This is a genomic window from Acinetobacter larvae, from assembly GCF_001704115.1.
Classification (GTDB): domain Bacteria; phylum Pseudomonadota; class Gammaproteobacteria; order Pseudomonadales; family Moraxellaceae; genus Acinetobacter; species Acinetobacter larvae.
Map to the genome: position 1 here is coordinate 1,014,480 of NZ_CP016895.1, position 14,856 is coordinate 1,029,335.

At 42.0% G+C, this 14,856-nt stretch carries 13 protein-coding genes; 7 read left to right on the forward strand and 6 right to left on the reverse strand.

All coding sequences use genetic code 11. The features are described from left to right. Positions 1-43 precede the first annotated feature (43 nt). A complete protein-coding gene (prpF, locus tag BFG52_RS04570; protein WP_067553117.1) occupies positions 44-1,228 on the forward strand; it encodes a 2-methylaconitate cis-trans isomerase PrpF in 1,185 nt (394 codons plus the stop codon). A gap of 150 nt (positions 1,229-1,378) precedes the next feature. Continuing rightward, on the forward strand, positions 1,379-2,290 hold the full coding sequence (locus tag BFG52_RS04575) for a polyprenyl synthetase family protein (RefSeq protein ID WP_067553119.1): 912 nt from the start codon (positions 1,379-1,381) through the stop codon (positions 2,288-2,290). 129 nt (positions 2,291-2,419) lie between these two features. Here the strand turns inward: BFG52_RS04575 and oxyR are convergent, their stop codons facing one another. From oxyR to rubA, 4 genes are all read right to left on the reverse strand, one after another. Then, entirely contained in the window at positions 2,420-3,334 is a 915-nt protein-coding gene (gene oxyR, locus BFG52_RS04580) for a LysR family transcriptional regulator OxyR (RefSeq protein ID WP_067553121.1), read from the reverse strand. Positions 3,335-3,340: 6 nt separating this feature from the next. Continuing rightward, a complete protein-coding gene (locus BFG52_RS04585) occupies positions 3,341-4,288 on the reverse strand; it encodes an alpha/beta fold hydrolase (protein ID WP_067553122.1) in 948 nt (315 codons plus the stop codon). 26 nt (positions 4,289-4,314) lie between these two features. Then, positions 4,315-5,511, reverse strand: coding sequence for an NAD(P)/FAD-dependent oxidoreductase (locus tag BFG52_RS04590; RefSeq protein ID WP_067553124.1), 1,197 nt, complete (start codon positions 5,509-5,511; stop codon positions 4,315-4,317). A gap of 237 nt (positions 5,512-5,748) precedes the next feature. Continuing rightward, the gene (rubA, locus tag BFG52_RS04595; RefSeq protein WP_067553126.1) at positions 5,749-5,913 is read right to left on the reverse strand and encodes a rubredoxin RubA; all 165 of its coding nucleotides are present in this window, start codon (positions 5,911-5,913) and stop codon (positions 5,749-5,751) included. Between the two features lie 323 nt (positions 5,914-6,236). On the opposite strand from rubA, the gene lysS reads away from it, so the two are divergent. The 4 genes from lysS (at position 6,237) to BFG52_RS04615 (ending at position 11,178) form a co-directional block, all read left to right on the forward strand. Then, positions 6,237-7,766, forward strand: coding sequence for a lysine--tRNA ligase (lysS, locus tag BFG52_RS04600; RefSeq protein ID WP_067559132.1), 1,530 nt, complete (start codon positions 6,237-6,239; stop codon positions 7,764-7,766). Positions 7,767-7,985: 219 nt separating this feature from the next. Next, on the forward strand, positions 7,986-8,894 hold the full coding sequence (gene cysD, locus BFG52_RS04605) for a sulfate adenylyltransferase subunit CysD (RefSeq protein WP_171257360.1): 909 nt from the start codon (positions 7,986-7,988) through the stop codon (positions 8,892-8,894). An 87-nt stretch (positions 8,895-8,981) separates the two neighbouring features. After that, complete coding sequence (gene cysN / locus BFG52_RS04610) at positions 8,982-10,595, forward strand: sulfate adenylyltransferase subunit CysN (protein ID WP_067553128.1); 1,614 nt, start codon at positions 8,982-8,984, stop codon at positions 10,593-10,595. A 301-nt stretch (positions 10,596-10,896) separates the two neighbouring features. Beyond that, positions 10,897-11,178 carry a hypothetical protein gene (locus BFG52_RS04615; protein WP_067553130.1) on the forward strand — a complete coding sequence of 94 codons (282 nt, stop codon included), beginning with the start codon at positions 10,897-10,899 and terminating at the stop codon, positions 11,176-11,178. Positions 11,179-11,279: 101 nt separating this feature from the next. On the opposite strand, the gene BFG52_RS04620 is transcribed toward BFG52_RS04615, so the two are convergent. Together BFG52_RS04620 and BFG52_RS04625 are read right to left on the reverse strand one after the other, a co-directional pair. Continuing rightward, positions 11,280-12,719 carry an APC family permease gene (locus BFG52_RS04620; protein ID WP_067553133.1) on the reverse strand — a complete coding sequence of 480 codons (1,440 nt, stop codon included), beginning with the start codon at positions 12,717-12,719 and terminating at the stop codon, positions 11,280-11,282. Positions 12,720-12,876: 157 nt separating this feature from the next. After that, a complete protein-coding gene (locus tag BFG52_RS04625) occupies positions 12,877-13,674 on the reverse strand; it encodes a nitrilase-related carbon-nitrogen hydrolase (protein ID WP_067553134.1) in 798 nt (265 codons plus the stop codon). 210 nt (positions 13,675-13,884) lie between these two features. Here BFG52_RS04625 and BFG52_RS04630 point away from each other — a divergent pair, with 210 nt between their 5' ends. Further along, positions 13,885-14,814: a LysR family transcriptional regulator gene (locus tag BFG52_RS04630; protein WP_067553136.1), complete on the forward strand. Its 930-nt coding sequence runs from the start codon at positions 13,885-13,887 to the stop codon at positions 14,812-14,814. The last annotated feature ends 42 nt before the right edge of the window (positions 14,815-14,856 follow it).

A 14,856-nucleotide genomic window follows, 5' to 3' on the forward strand; every position in this document is an offset into this window, starting at 1 on the left:
TACTGACGGCATAATTGACCGAGTAAAAGCAAGGAATAGAGCTATGAATCATGATTTAGCACAAATCAAAGTTGCCGCAACGTATATGCGTGGCGGCACCAGTAAAGGGATTTTTTTTAAATTAGAAGATTTACCCGCTGCTGCACAAGTTGCAGGGGCAGCGCGTGATCAACTGTTATTACGGGTTATGGGCAGTCCAGATCCTTATGCCAAGCAAATTGATGGCATGGGCGGCGCCAGTTCGAGTACCAGTAAAACGGTCATTTTGAGTCCTAGTCAGCGTCCAGATCATGATGTGGATTATTTATTTGGACAAGTAGCAATTGATCGGGCATTTGTCGATTGGAGTGGTAATTGTGGCAATCTCACCGCAGCAGTTGGTGCTTTTGCAATCCAACAAGGTTTGCTTGCGGCAGAAAAGATTCCCAGCAATGGACGCTGTGAAGTACGTATTTGGCAGCAAAATATTCAAAAAACCATCATCGCCCATATTCCCATGCGGGATGGACGAGTACAAGAGCTTGGTGATTTTGAACTCGATGGTGTGACTTTTCCTGCTGCTGAAGTTGAGATAGAGTTTATTGATCCAGCGGATACTGGCGCCTTGGGGTTATTTCCAACAGGTCAGGTTTCAGAGATACTCGATGTGCCAGATTTAGGGCAGTTTCAGGTCAGTATGATCAATGCGGGGATTGCAACTGTTTTTCTCAATGCTGAAGATTTGGGCTACAACGGCACCGAGTTACAAGATGAGATAAACAATGATGCAGCGGCATTGGCGCGTTTCGAGAAAATACGTGCCTATGCTGCACTGAAAATGGGCTTAATCCAAGATGTGGCAGAAGCCGAGCAGCGTCAACATACGCCCAAAATTGCCTTTGTTGCACCAGCCAAATCGTATCAGGCATCCAGTGCCAAGCAGATTGCAGCAGAGCAGATCGATATTGTTGTGCGGGCTTTATCGATGGGTAAATTACACCATGCCATGATGGGAACAGCTGCGGTTGCCATTGCTGCCGCTGCCGCCGTACCCAATACGCTGGTCAATCTTGCAGCTGGCGGAGGGGCTATCACGACACTACGTTTTGGACATCCTTCGGGTATCTTACAAGTCGGTGCTGAAACCTCTCAACAAGCTGATGGTCAATGGAAAATTGACAAAGTGGTGATGAGTCGTAGTGCACGAATCTTGATGGAAGGATGGGTGCATATTCCACCAATCGCTTGAATTGTTCTCCATTTGGCAGCAATTTGGTATACACTCGCAGCTAGGATTTGAGGTATTTCTCTAAGCTGATCATGATGGGATAGGCAATCGCAATGCATGCAGCCCCCTTTCATGTGCTGCGTAAGTTTAAGATAAAAGGTCGAGGTAATTGTGACATCGATAACGACAATTCGTGCAGACGTCATCGTGCAGGCACAGCAACAGATTCAACAGGATTTGCAGACTGCATTAGATGCCTTTTCTTTGCCAGAACCTTTAAAATCAGCCGTTTATCATGCTGTAATGTTGGGGGGAAAACGCATTCGTCCCGCATTATGCTATGGCACAGCAGCTTTAACTGGCGATAATACCAATTTTGCTGCGGTGCGACGTGCCGCCGTCGCGGTTGAGCTAATTCATTGCTATTCATTGGCACATGATGATTTACCCTGTATGGATAATGATTCATTGCGTCGCGGTCAACCAACTTGTCATATTGCCTATGGTGAAGACAAGGCGCTTTTGGCGGGTGATATTTTACAGTCGATGGCTTTTGAGGTCCTGTCTAGCCGTTTATTTGATCAGCAACAGCCCGTTTCAGATTCTATTGTATTAAAACAAATGCAGATTTTGGCTACTGCTGCCTCAAAAATGGTTTGTGGTCAGGTTTTAGATTTACAAGCTGAAGGGCAACAGGTCGATCAAGCACAACTTGAACAGATTCATCGCAATAAAACCGGTGCATTGATTCAAGCTGCAATTTTACTCAGTGCCAGTACTATTTTCCCCAGTCATGATCAAGCAATGGCGAAGTTACGCCAATTTGGTCAAGCCATTGGCTTAGCGTTTCAGGTACAAGATGATATTTTAGATATTACGGCAGATACCGAAATGCTTGGCAAAACAGCTGGTAAAGATATCGAAGTCGATAAATCAACCTATCCAGCATTGATGGGATTGGATGCAGCCAAAGCCTATGCTGAACAGCTATATCAGCAAGCGGCAGAAGCTTTAGCATATTTTGACTGTGGTGCGACAGAGCTCAAAGAAATTTCAGCATTTTTATGGTCTCGACAAAATTAACCAGTTAAGCAGGCTAAACGCTAAAGTAGGAAACAACAAAAAGCGCGGTCAATTGCCGCGCTTTTTGTTGGTCTAAGACATCATTTTTGCTGAAAGTTTTCAGTCTAAGCCTTACTTTTAGTTTCAGTCTTAGATGCTGAGGTCCATTTGATGCATGATTTTGTGTAAGATTTCCAATAAGACATCAAATTCATTTTGCAAAGGTGTGCTCTTACGGGTAATCAAAGCCAAGGTACGAGATGGTGCATTGGCAATGGTTTTGGCACAGATATGCTCTTGTGACTTGAGGAATTGGGTCTGTACTGCAATCTGTGGCAATAAGGTAAAGCCTAGATTGGAGTTGACCATTTCAACCAACGTCGGGAGTGAACTGGCTTTGAGTTGATGATCATTTTTGCGCTCATCGATCGGGCAAGCACTCAAGGTATGATCGCGTAGACAATGACCTTCTTCAAGTAACATCAGATGAGACAGATCCAGCTCATCTAAATTGGTGGCATGCATGGCATTTTGATCTGCGGTATTGCAGACCAAGTAGAGATCCTCTCTAGCAATTTCTGCGACTTTGAGATTACGGGTATTAAAAGGCAAGGCCAGTAAAATCATATCGAGCTGACCATGCTCTAGTTTTTCCATAATTTTTTCGCTTTGTGCTTCATGCAAATGTAGCTGTATCTTGGGAAGTTGTTGATGTACTTCTTCTAAGAGTGCTGACAAGATAAAGGGCGCAATGGTCGGGATGATCCCCAGATGTAAATCCCCAGTTAAGGGTTCACTCATTTCGCGGCTCAGTCGCATTAAATCTTGCGCATCCGCTAACAGTACACGGGCTCGGGCGACAACTTGTTCGCCCAAAGGGGTCAGTCGGACGTTTTGACGATCGCGTTCAACCAATACGCCACCTAATAGCCGTTCTAGTTCCATGATGCCGCCAGATAGCGTGGACTGGGTAACAAAAGAACGGCGTGCAGCTTCCGTGAAATGTAGGGTTTCAGATAAGGTCACTAAATATGACAGCTGTCTGAGAGAAGGTAATGCAGCCATAATGTCCTAGTTCTTATGAGTAAAATGTTGCGCAAATAAATTGCTCAGTTGAGGAATGAAGTGCGAGGGAATATCATGCCCCATTCCTTCAATTAATTCAAACTTAGCACCTGATATCGCTTTTGCCACAGCTTTGCCATGCGGTGGCGGTAATAAGCGATCACGTGAACCATGTATGACCAATGTGTCAGCTTTGATTTGTTGATCAAGTTCTAGCAATGATCCAGTGCATAAAATGGCTAAGAACTGTTGACGCACACCAGTAGGATAATGACTGCGTTGATAAAGTCGCCGTGCGGTACACAGGCTTTCTATCGGATTGACATAGCCCGGTGAGCCAATGCTGTTAAACATTTTGACTGTATGGTCGATAATACCTTGTTCATCATTGCTTTGGGGTTTTCCCAATAAGCTATATAACTGCTTCGGGTAGGGTGGTGGTAAAAAAGGTCGATTATTACTGGTAAATAATAATGCCAGTTTATCGACTTTATCTGGATATTTTGCTGCCAATATTTGTGCAATCATACCGCCCATTGAGGCGCCAATGACATGTACCGATTGGAGTTTTAGATGCTCAATCAAGAGTGCGGCATCTTCTGCCATGTCATAAAGATTGTAGGGGGCACCCTGATTATTTAAGCCGACTGCGAAACGTCCCATCATTTTGATGACATTGAGTCGTTTACCACGATGTTTGATTTTAGAGGATAGACCGATATCGCGATTGTCATAGCGAATGACGCGAAAGCCCTGATGAATCAGAGCATGACAAAAGCTATTCGGCCAAAAGAGTAACTGCGCACCTAATCCCATGACCAGTAAAATTGTTGGGGCATCTGGTGCACCGCCGATTTCCACATGTAAACGTTGCCCATTGCTTAACTCAACTTGAGTTTGTTGCATATAAGCAGTATAGGGTGAAGCTTGAAAGGGCATAACGCTATGATTCATGTTCAATCATCCTCATCAAGTGGTTCTTAGCCAGCAGATGGCTGTAAATGCAGCGGAAGTGGCAGCAAGTCTGGCACTTGTTTGCTCAGGCTGAGTCGTTGTTTTGCAGCAGTTGCGCCCAACAGTACAAAGCCACGTAAGCGACCGTCTGCATCGGTTGCGGTAGATAATAAACCATCTTCAAAGTGTTCGGTTTGCCATTCTACGATAATGTTGTCTGCGATTGGTAATAATGTCAGCGGTGCTGCTGGGGTTTTTACTGCAATCGGCATAGCTGGATAGTGCACCGCTGTTTCTTCACCATTTAAGGTTTTGGCCAAAGCACGAGCTTGTTGCATCAACGGCATAACATAGGGTAATAACATGCCGTTGACTTCAGCACAATCGCCGATTGCAAAAATATCTGCTTGATTGGTTGCCAATTGTTGATTGGTGATAATACCCCGGCTGGTGTTGAGTTGGGCTTGTTTGGCCAGGGCTAAACGCGGTTGTAGCCCAATTGCAGATAAAATAATATCAGCCTCACAGTGTTGTTGATTGGCAAGATTGACGCGGTAGTGTTGTTGTTCTTGCTCAATGCTTTGTACTGTCGTGCCTAAAATAAATTTAATCCCAATTTGTTCTAAATCATGTTGGAACTGATCTGCGACATGCGTTGGCAATAAGCGTGCTAATACCTGTGGTGCCAAGTCAACTACGGTGACTTGATGGTCGGTATGTTGTAAATCGTTGGCAAATTCACAGCCAATCAAGCCTGCACCTAAAATAAGCACACGTTTATGATTGCTTTGTGCCAGTTTTTCACGAAAGGCTCGATATTCATCTAAACAATTGACGGCATAAAGATCGTTACCGCGATCACCCGCAATATTTAAGCGAATAGGATCAGCGCCCACAGCCAAAATTAACTTGTCATACTCCAGTTGTTGCTGTTGTCCATTGTGTAAAACCTGTATTTGGTGCGTAGTGGCATGAATCGCTTCAACCCAAGCATGCTGTAAAATTTGCATATTGAGTTGTTGAGACATTTTTTCAGCATTGGCTAAAGCAATTTGATCCGGATGTTTTTGACCTGCCAGCGCATTCGAAAGCGTGGGTTTAGCATAACTGGCAGCATCGTCTGCACTGATCATCACCAACGGCTGTTCTTTGTTGAGTTTTCTAAATTCTCGTGCCAGTGTGTAGCCAGCCATACCTGAGCCAATGATAATGATCGGTTTCATGCAATACTCCATGCAGGTCTTGTTGATGTGAAATTGAAGAGAGAAGATAGAACAGTCAAAATAACCATTCAAATCGTTTAACTAAAATCACTGAACCAAAATACTAAAATCGCTTAACTAAAACGGCTTAACCAAAATTTCTTAACTAAAACTGTTTAACTAAAATAATAACAGTGTTCAGCAAAAAGTGTTCGATAAAAAAAGGATCACGATAACATGATCCTTTTTGGGTTTGGCTTAGATTTCGACCATTTCAAAATCAGCCTTGGAAACACCGCAGTCTGGGCAAGTCCAATCATCGGGAACATCATCCCATGCGGTACCTGGCGCGATGCCATCTTCTGGCCAACCTTCGGATTCATCATAGATAAACCCACACACGATACATTGAAATTTCTTCATTCAACTCTCCAAAAACATCTGACGTCCTTGTGTGCTGTCAGATAACATAAGTGCTACCGATCAAGGTAAGCATGGCGCACGAAGTGATGCATTTGTTGCTAAATTTTGACGCAGATTGGTCATCAAAGTAAAGCTTAAAACCAAGATTGTCGCGTTTGCTGCTCCCTTGCATGCCATTAAATCAAACAATAAAGCAGTTAAATCTGCTAAATCATCCAGTTATTTAAGTTTTATCGCTGACTGTTGCGTCGATCGACTACGCTTTGCGGGATAAATCTGCTATGCTACGCAACTTCTTTTTCAAATTGATTATCGAGGCTGAAATGACGCAAAACAATGCTCAATCGACTTCTGAACAACACATTTCCGAAAACGATTTAATTGCACAGCGTCATGCCAAGCTTAAGCAAATCCAAGCGCATGCCGAAGAGCAAGGCAGCAGTGCTTGGCCGAACCAGTTTAAACGCGAGCACTATGCCGAAGATTTACAACAACAATTTGCTGAACTAGGCAAGGCAGAGATTGAAGCCGCTGAGCCGGTATATGTGGCTGTTGCCGGTCGTGTCATGCTTAACCGTGGTTCATTTATTGTCATTCAAGACATGACAGGGCGTATCCAGCTCTATGTCGATCGTAAAGCGTTGCCTGCAGATACTTTGACGGCGATTAAATCGTTAGACTTGGGCGATATTATTGCGATTAAAGGTTATATTGGTCGTTCTGGTAAAGGTGATTTATATGTGCACATTGAGCATTTTGAATTACTGACCAAGTCTTTACGCCCATTACCCGATAAGTTTCATGGTTTAAACGATACTGAAGTCAAGTACCGCCAACGTTATTTAGACTTAATGGTCAATGAAGAAACCCGTAAAACGTTTGAAATTCGTGCCAAAGTTATCGCGGGTATTCGTGAATATCTTATCGCTCAGCGTTTTATGGAAGTAGAAACCCCGATGATGCACATTATCCCAGGCGGGGCTTCTGCGCGTCCATTTGAAACACATCACAATGCTTTGGATATGCCGTTATATCTACGTATTGCTCCGGAACTTTATCTAAAACGTTTGGTGGTTGGTGGTTTCGAACGGGTTTTTGAAATTAACCGAAACTTCCGTAATGAAGGTGTGTCTACACGGCATAATCCAGAATTTACCATGATTGAGTTCTATCAAGCTTATGCAGATTATAAGGACTTGATGGAATTGACTGAAAACATGCTCGAAAAGCTGGCTTTAGATATCTTGGGTACAACCGATGTACCTTATCAAGATGAAGTCTTTAGCTTTAAAGGACCATTCAAGAAAATTTCGATGTTTGATGCCATCTTAGAGCATAATCCTGAGATGACAGCTGACAATGTCGCAGATCGCGAGTTCTTGGCAAAATTTGCAACAGAGCAGTTAAAACAACAAGTTAAACCAAATTTTGGCTTGGGTAAATTACAAACCATCGTATTTGAAGAGACGGTTGAAACACAATTACGCCAGCCGACTTTTATTACCGAATATCCGGCAGAAACCTCACCACTTGCACGTCGTAATGATGATAATCCGCATATTACCGATCGCTTTGAGTTTTTCATTGGTGGTCGTGAATTGGCAAATGGATTCTCTGAGTTAAATGACCCTATCGATCAGGCAGAACGTTTCCAAGCCCAAGTTGCAGAAAAAGATGCAGGTGATGATGAAGCAATGCATTATGATGCCGACTTTATTGAAGCACTAGAATATGGTTTACCGCCTACAGCGGGTGAAGGGATTGGTATTGACCGTCTGGTCATGTTGTTTGCCAATGCTGCCAGTATTCGTGATGTGATTTTGTTCCCACATATGCGTCGTAAGGATGTTTAATACTAGGCATGTTGTCTGATTGAGCATTTTGAGTCAGCGAAAAGACCTCTAACATGAGAATGTTAGAGGTCTTTTTTAATATGCTTATGCTTATATGATGATTAGAGATAACAATATAAAAAAACAAGCAAAAGCCCAGCAGTGTAAATCTCTATAATAAATATGGTTTTTAATATATTTCATTTAGATGCAATTAATTGCTTGGTGCTGTCGATGTCAATCAATGAACACAGACTTACTCACTTAAAACAGTTAGAAGCTGAGAGTATTCATATTATCCGTGAAGTTGCTGCAGAGTTTGAAAATCCAGTCATGTTATATTCGATTGGTAAAGATTCCGCCGTTATGCTGCATTTAGCGCTAAAAGCCTTCTATCCCGCGAAGTTGCCATTTCCGCTATTGCATGTCGATACAGGTTGGAAATTCAAAGACATGATTCGTTTTCGAGATGAAATGGCGAAAAAGCATGGCTTCAATCTGATTGTGCATCAAAATGCCGAAGGGAAGGCTGCCAATATCAACCCCTTCGATCATGGTAGTTCAAAATATACCGACATCATGAAAACCCAAGGCTTAAAGCAAGCTTTAGATCATTATGGTTTTGATGCTGCTTTTGGTGGTGCACGTCGCGATGAAGAAAAATCTCGTGCCAAAGAACGGGTATATTCTTTCCGTGATAGTAAACACCGTTGGGACCCCAAAAACCAACGTCCAGAGCTGTGGAATCTTTATAATGGTAAAGTCAATCCAGGGGAGAGTATCCGTGTTTTCCCATTGTCAAACTGGACTGAGCTTGATATCTGGCAATATATTTATCTAGAGAATATTCCATTGGTTCCGCTTTATTTTTCTGCACAACGTCCAGTGGTTGAGCGCAGCGGTACGTTGATCATGGTCGATGATGACAGAATACCTCTAAAAGAAGGTGAAGTCCCAGAACTCAAGTCGGTTCGTTTTAGAACCTTAGGTTGTTATCCCCTCACAGGTGCCATTGAATCGAAAGCCAATACTTTGCCAGAGATTATTCAAGAAATGCTACTTGCGACAAGTTCAGAACGGCAAGGTCGTATGATTGATCATGATGAAGCAGGTTCGATGGAGAAGAAAAAGCAAGAAGGCTATTTCTAATTCAATCTGTGCCAATTCAGCCAGCAACATGTGTCAGCAAAATTAGGTTTATGCAATTAGATTGCAACGAATGTGTGGAGTGAGCGGATGTCTCATCAATCAGATCTTATTGGTCAAGATATATTGACCTACTTAAAACAACATGAGCAAAAAGATTTATTACGATTTCTCACCTGCGGTAATGTCGATGATGGTAAAAGCACGCTGATCGGGCGTTTACTGTACGATTCAAAATTAATTTACGAAGATCAATTACAGGCTGTAACCCGTGATAGTAAAAAAGTAGGCACGACGGGCGAAGCACCTGATTTGGCATTGTTAGTCGATGGTTTGCAAGCTGAACGCGAGCAAGGCATTACCATTGATGTTGCTTATCGTTATTTTTCAACGGAAAAACGTAAGTTTATTATTGCCGACACACCCGGACATGAACAATATACGCGCAATATGGCAACCGGTGCATCGACTGCTGATGTGGCTATTATTTTAATTGATGCGCGTTATGGTGTACAAACCCAAACGCGTCGTCATACTTTTATTGCCAGCTTATTGGGTATTCAAAATATTATTGTTGCCATTAATAAAATGGACTTGGTAGATTATCAGCAACAACGTTTTCAACAGATTGAAGCCGATTATCAAGCCTTCGTTGCACAGTTAAGCATTCGCCGACCTAGCAATATTTTATGTGTCCCTATTTCTGCGCTCAATGGCGACAACGTGGTTTATCCGTCCCAACATACACCTTGGTATCACGGCGAAACCTTGATGCAAATCTTGGAACAAGTCGAGATTAATCGTGATAGTCAATTGCAGGCGTTACGCTTCCCGGTGCAATATGTCAATCGTCCACATTTAGATTTCCGAGGTTTTGCTGGAACAATTGCAGCAGGTCAGGTCCGTGTAGGTGATGAACTGCTTGCCTTGCCTTCAGGCAAGACTTCTAAAGTAAAACAGATTGTTACCTTTGATGGCGATTTAGAAAGCGCTCATGTCGGTCAAGCGGTGACTTTAACCTTAGAAGATGAGATTGATATTTCACGTGGTAATATCTTGGTACATGCCAATGATCGGCCTGCACAGTCACGCCAGATTCGTGCAACTGTGGTATGGATGAATGAGCAAGCCTTGAAAATTGGCAAGCTGTACAATATCAAGATTGGAACGCAAGTGGTACCAGCCAAAGTTGTTGCCATCAATTACCGTATAGACGTCAATACTTTAGAGCAACATCAAGCAGAAGAACTTGCCTTGAATGCCATTGCAGATGTACAGCTTGAGTTCGATAAAGCTGTATTGTTTGACCGTTATCAAGAAAGCCGTGCGACAGGTTCATTTATTTTTATTGATCGACTCAGTAATGTCACGGTGGGTGCAGGCATGGTTGAGGCTGCAGAAACATGGCAGGCACAGCAAACGCCTGTTCGTGCAGAGCAGCGTGCAGCACGTATGGGGCAGAAACCAGTTATTATTCAGTTATCTACTGCAGTATTGCAACAAGCCGTGCAGTTAGAAAACTGGTTGTTACAACATGGTGTGGTGGCCATGGCAAAAGCCGATTTCACTGTCGCACAAAGTCAGTTATTACGTGAAGCAGGATTGGTGGTACTCACTGAAGGTGCTGAAGGTGCAGACCTTAGCTTTACTGAACAAGATTTGGAGCAAGTATTGCCACAGATTTTGAGTGCAGTACAGCTATAAGCACATTTTGTGCATCATGTGTGCTTTGTGATCCAACTATCTGTAGTGATCCAACGACTTGCTGTGCATTGATATCAAGTCGTGTTAATTGTTAAATGCTAAACGTTTAAATATCAATCACGCTGTATAGCACCATGCTATGAACTTCAACCCAAGATCATGTTTGTGATCTTGGGTTTTTACTTTGTTTTTTTTATCTTGTTTTTTTAATTTACAACTTGCTTAAAAACCATACAGTTGATTGCGAAAGACTTTAAAAATAAAAGAGAAAGCATAGAATACTGCGCATATCGAGGGTTCTATGAAAAAGTATCTGATTTTAATCGCTTTAATAATCGCTGTACCGATTGATGCCAAACAAAATACACAGTCGACCGCACAGATTAAACAAAAAATTATTCAACAATCTATTGCTGCTTATCCAGGCAATTGCGCTTGCCCTTATCAGGCGGCGAGCAATGGTAGCCGTTGTGGTAAACGTAGTGCTTATAGTCGTAAGGGAGGCTATGCGCCAATTTGCTATGCAGAAGATGTCACACCAGAAATGATCCGCCAATATAAAGCACGATATGGCGGATCTTAATTGCTGTGTTGTGAGGTCATTTGTGGTTTTGAGTCACATCTTGTTTTGAGTCACTTTTTGTTTTGAGCCATGGCATATTGTATGGCACGATGCTCCTGTGTTTATACGATGGGTTTGACCTGTAGTTTAACTGGGCGAAGAATACCGAGTAATAATGCAATCACGGGAACACAGGCCAAGATCACACAGATCCAGATACTACCACCGGTTAAGATTTGGAAATGGCTGATAATCAAATAAAGACATCCGGCTAATAGCACACAGGCAAGAGCCGGTATAAGTTGTCTTGATAAAAATTTATTTTGAATATGCTCTGGATTTTGTCGAAAATATCGAAATACTGCCAGACTGGTGAGTAACATCAATAATGTACAGCCTACGGTTGCAATACTCGCCATAAAACCAAAAACCTGTGTTAAGGGATTGAGTTGAAATAAGGCAAATAAAATCACCAAAAGCAAGGCGCAGATATCCTGCAAATAAGATGAATTTGCCGGAGAGTAGTGTTTGGGATGGACTTGACCTAGACCTTCAGGTAAGTATCCTTTACGTGCCAACACAAACTGATAGCGCACAATAATATGGTGAAAACTCAGGACACAGGCAAATAAACTGGTAATCAATAAGACTTGCATGACATTTTTAAATGCTGTACCGACATATTGTTGTGCAACATCAATCATCATATTGGCATGACCCGAAAGCGTTTGTTGTGCAACAGCACGCGCTTGTTCTGATCCGACCGCAACGGTTAAGCACCATGCTGAGAAAGTATAAAATACACCGATAATAATCACGGCTAAGTAAGTTGCGCGAGCAATGGTTTTTTCAGGATTAATCGCTTCTTCACGGTAGATTGCCGCAGATTCAAAACCAATAAAACCGGTTAAGGCAAATAAGATCGAGAGGCTGATACCCGGATCTAAGATATAGTGCAATTTAAAGGGTTCGCTTTCGATACCTTGTGCACCACCTTGTGACAAAATCCCAATGTTCATAATCATCACAATGCCAATTTCTAAGATCATCAATAAACCGAGTACTCTTGAATTGAAGTCGATATTGCGATAACCAAATAAGCCGACAATGAGTAGACAAACCAAACTATATAACCACCATGGATGTTGCCCGACACCGTAGCTTGTGAGTAAATCTTGCACGGCCCAGCCAATATATCCATATATTCCAACCTGTACGGCGGTATAACTAATCAATGCAGTATAGGCGGCTCCCACACTCATTTTGCGACCTAAGCCTTGGTCTATATAGGAATAGAACGCGCCAGCTTCTTTGACAAAGGGGGTCATCTGTACAAAACCAATGGCAAAGATAAAGAGCACGACGGTTGATACGAAAAAGCCCCATAAAGCACCTGGTCCATTACCAAGCCCAATCGAAAGAGGCACATTACCACCGACTACAGTAAGGGGTGCCGCCGCGGCAATGACCATAAAAACCAAATGTCTAGCATTGAGTCGACCGTGTAGATGTCCAGAAGCAGTTGTTTCTGTTTGGACATTGTTGATGTTATTTTGATTCATATTCTGTACTCCATGTGCCTTAGCACGATGTTTTTATCGACGATATAGTTGTTATCGATGATGTGGTTTTTATTAATTTGGCTATTTTTTATGACAAGGCTGTTATTTAAATTTTTTTAACTTTAGTGCCTGCTTGTTTGTATATTGTATGAAGATTTTAGTGTGTGTTATTTGCAAATAGATCCTGTCTAAGGTCTTGTAAATAAGGATTTTCTTGACGACCATGCCGCACTGTATTGTGGTCAATATCGGCAAAGAGTAATTGCTCCTGTTCTACACTCGCTTGTACTAAAATCTGTCCTGTAGGCGAGGCACAGGTGCTTTTTCCTACATAATGATAATAGCCTTCTTGTCCGATCTGATTGACATAGGCAATATAGATTTGACTTTCCCAAGCACGTGAAGCGATTACACTATCATTTACAATATCATAGGGTTGCATTTGGGCTGTTGGAACAGCAATTAAATCTGCACCTGCTTGCGCTGCGGCTCGTACTGTTTCTGGAAATTCTACGTCGTAACAAATTAACAAAGCTATATTGAGCCCGCGATAACGTTGTATCACCACAGCGTGTTGCCCTGGCTGAAATTGTTGTCGATCTAAAGCACCAAATAAGTGGGTTTTATCATAGCAGCATAATAATTGACCATTATGATCAATAAAATAAGCACTATTAAAAACATGTGGTGGTGTTGCGGTGGCAACATAGCGGGGTCCACCAACAATCAGTGCAATATGTAAGTCTTGTGCAATACTTTGTAGTGTCTGCAGTGGAAATTGTTTGGCGATGTTCTGCGTTTGTGCACCGAGTACATAGCCTGATAAATACATTTCAGGGGTGATGAGCAGTTGGGCGCCTTGCTGTTGCGCTTTCTGTGCATAATGTATTAATTTTTCTAAATTTTTATCATAATCAAAGGCTGTGCTTTGAGCTTGTAACATCGCAATTTTCATGATCAATACATCCTATATTTATATTGAGTCCACTATTTTTTCTTATCGATATCCTGAGAATTTTACATCTGAACTGTATGCTCTTACAGTCGCGGATATATAAGAGCCTAACGCATGCTCATCTGATTGAAAAGTAGCTAAACATTAATCTTGATTTCAGTTAAGCTAGTTTTTAAGCCTTTCGTCAATCGATTTCATAAAATATATCAAATGAAAAATCCCAAACTATATCAAATTACAGATTTCGATCTTAAATTACTGCGAATTTTTAAAACAATCGTGGAATGTGGTAGCTTCTCAGCTGCGGAAAGTGTCTTGGGGATTACGCGCTCTGCCATTAGTTTACACATGACGGATTTGGAAAAACGTGTTGGAATTCGCTTGTGTCAACGTGGTCGTTCTGGTTTTGCCTTGACCGATGCTGGGCGCGAGGTCTTACAACAAAGTGAATTATTATTTGCGGCGGTAGAAGATTTTCGACAGCATATTAATCAGATTCATCAGCAATTACGTGGTGATTTTAATATCGGTGTGATTCATAACTTAGTTACTTTACCACATATGCATATCACCCATGCACTGACACAATTGACCCAAGCCAGTGAGCAAATTCGTATTCAGTTGAGTATGTTGACGCCCAGCGAAATTGAACAGGGTTTATTTGATGGTCGTTTGCATATCGGGGCACTGCCTGTGGTTAGCCCGTTATCTGGTTTAGAATATTTACCACTTTATACAGAGCGATGCTCTTTATATTGTGCTGCTGCACATGCTTTATTTCATGAAGATCATCCTGATATTAAAGCACTCAAACTATATCAAGCGATTATTCCGACATCGCGTTTGAGTATAGAGGCAACTTCATTGTATAAAAAATTAAACTGCAATGCAGAAGCCAGTAATCGTGAAGGGACGGCATTTTTAATTTTAACTGGACGTTATATTGGTTTTTTACCAGACCATTATGCAGCCCAATGGGTTAAACAAGGTCTTATGAAAGCAATTTTGCCAGAGCAATTAAACTTTAGCTCAGATATGATGCTGGCACTGCCGAAAACACGGCGGAGCAATATTATTTTGGATTTGTTTTTAGAAAAAATTAATGAAGTACGTGTAGAAAGTCAGGCTTGTGTACTTTAAATCTCTAAAGACCTAAAGCATAAATCGAGCATGAGTTTGATG

What these genes read in the sequence shown, in the direction of transcription:
- rubA (WP_067553126.1), bottom strand. Translation starts at nt 5,913, where the DNA reads ATGAAGAAATTTCAATGTATCGTGTGTGGGTTTATCTATGATGAATCC.
- oxyR (WP_067553121.1), bottom strand. Translation starts at nt 3,334, where the DNA reads ATGGCTGCATTACCTTCTCTCAGACAGCTGTCATATTTAGTGACCTTA.
- BFG52_RS04620 (WP_067553133.1), bottom strand. Translation starts at nt 12,719, where the DNA reads ATGAATCAAAATAACATCAACAATGTCCAAACAGAAACAACTGCTTCT.
- lysS (WP_067559132.1), top strand. Translation starts at nt 6,237, where the DNA reads ATGACGCAAAACAATGCTCAATCGACTTCTGAACAACACATTTCCGAA.
- BFG52_RS04585 (WP_067553122.1), bottom strand. Translation starts at nt 4,288, where the DNA reads ATGAATCATAGCGTTATGCCCTTTCAAGCTTCACCCTATACTGCTTAT.
- cysN (WP_067553128.1), top strand. Translation starts at nt 8,982, where the DNA reads ATGTCTCATCAATCAGATCTTATTGGTCAAGATATATTGACCTACTTA.
- BFG52_RS04630 (WP_067553136.1), top strand. Translation starts at nt 13,885, where the DNA reads ATGAAAAATCCCAAACTATATCAAATTACAGATTTCGATCTTAAATTA.
- BFG52_RS04615 (WP_067553130.1), top strand. Translation starts at nt 10,897, where the DNA reads ATGAAAAAGTATCTGATTTTAATCGCTTTAATAATCGCTGTACCGATT.
- BFG52_RS04625 (WP_067553134.1), bottom strand. Translation starts at nt 13,674, where the DNA reads ATGAAAATTGCGATGTTACAAGCTCAAAGCACAGCCTTTGATTATGAT.
- BFG52_RS04590 (WP_067553124.1), bottom strand. Translation starts at nt 5,511, where the DNA reads ATGAAACCGATCATTATCATTGGCTCAGGTATGGCTGGCTACACACTG.
- prpF (WP_067553117.1), top strand. Translation starts at nt 44, where the DNA reads ATGAATCATGATTTAGCACAAATCAAAGTTGCCGCAACGTATATGCGT.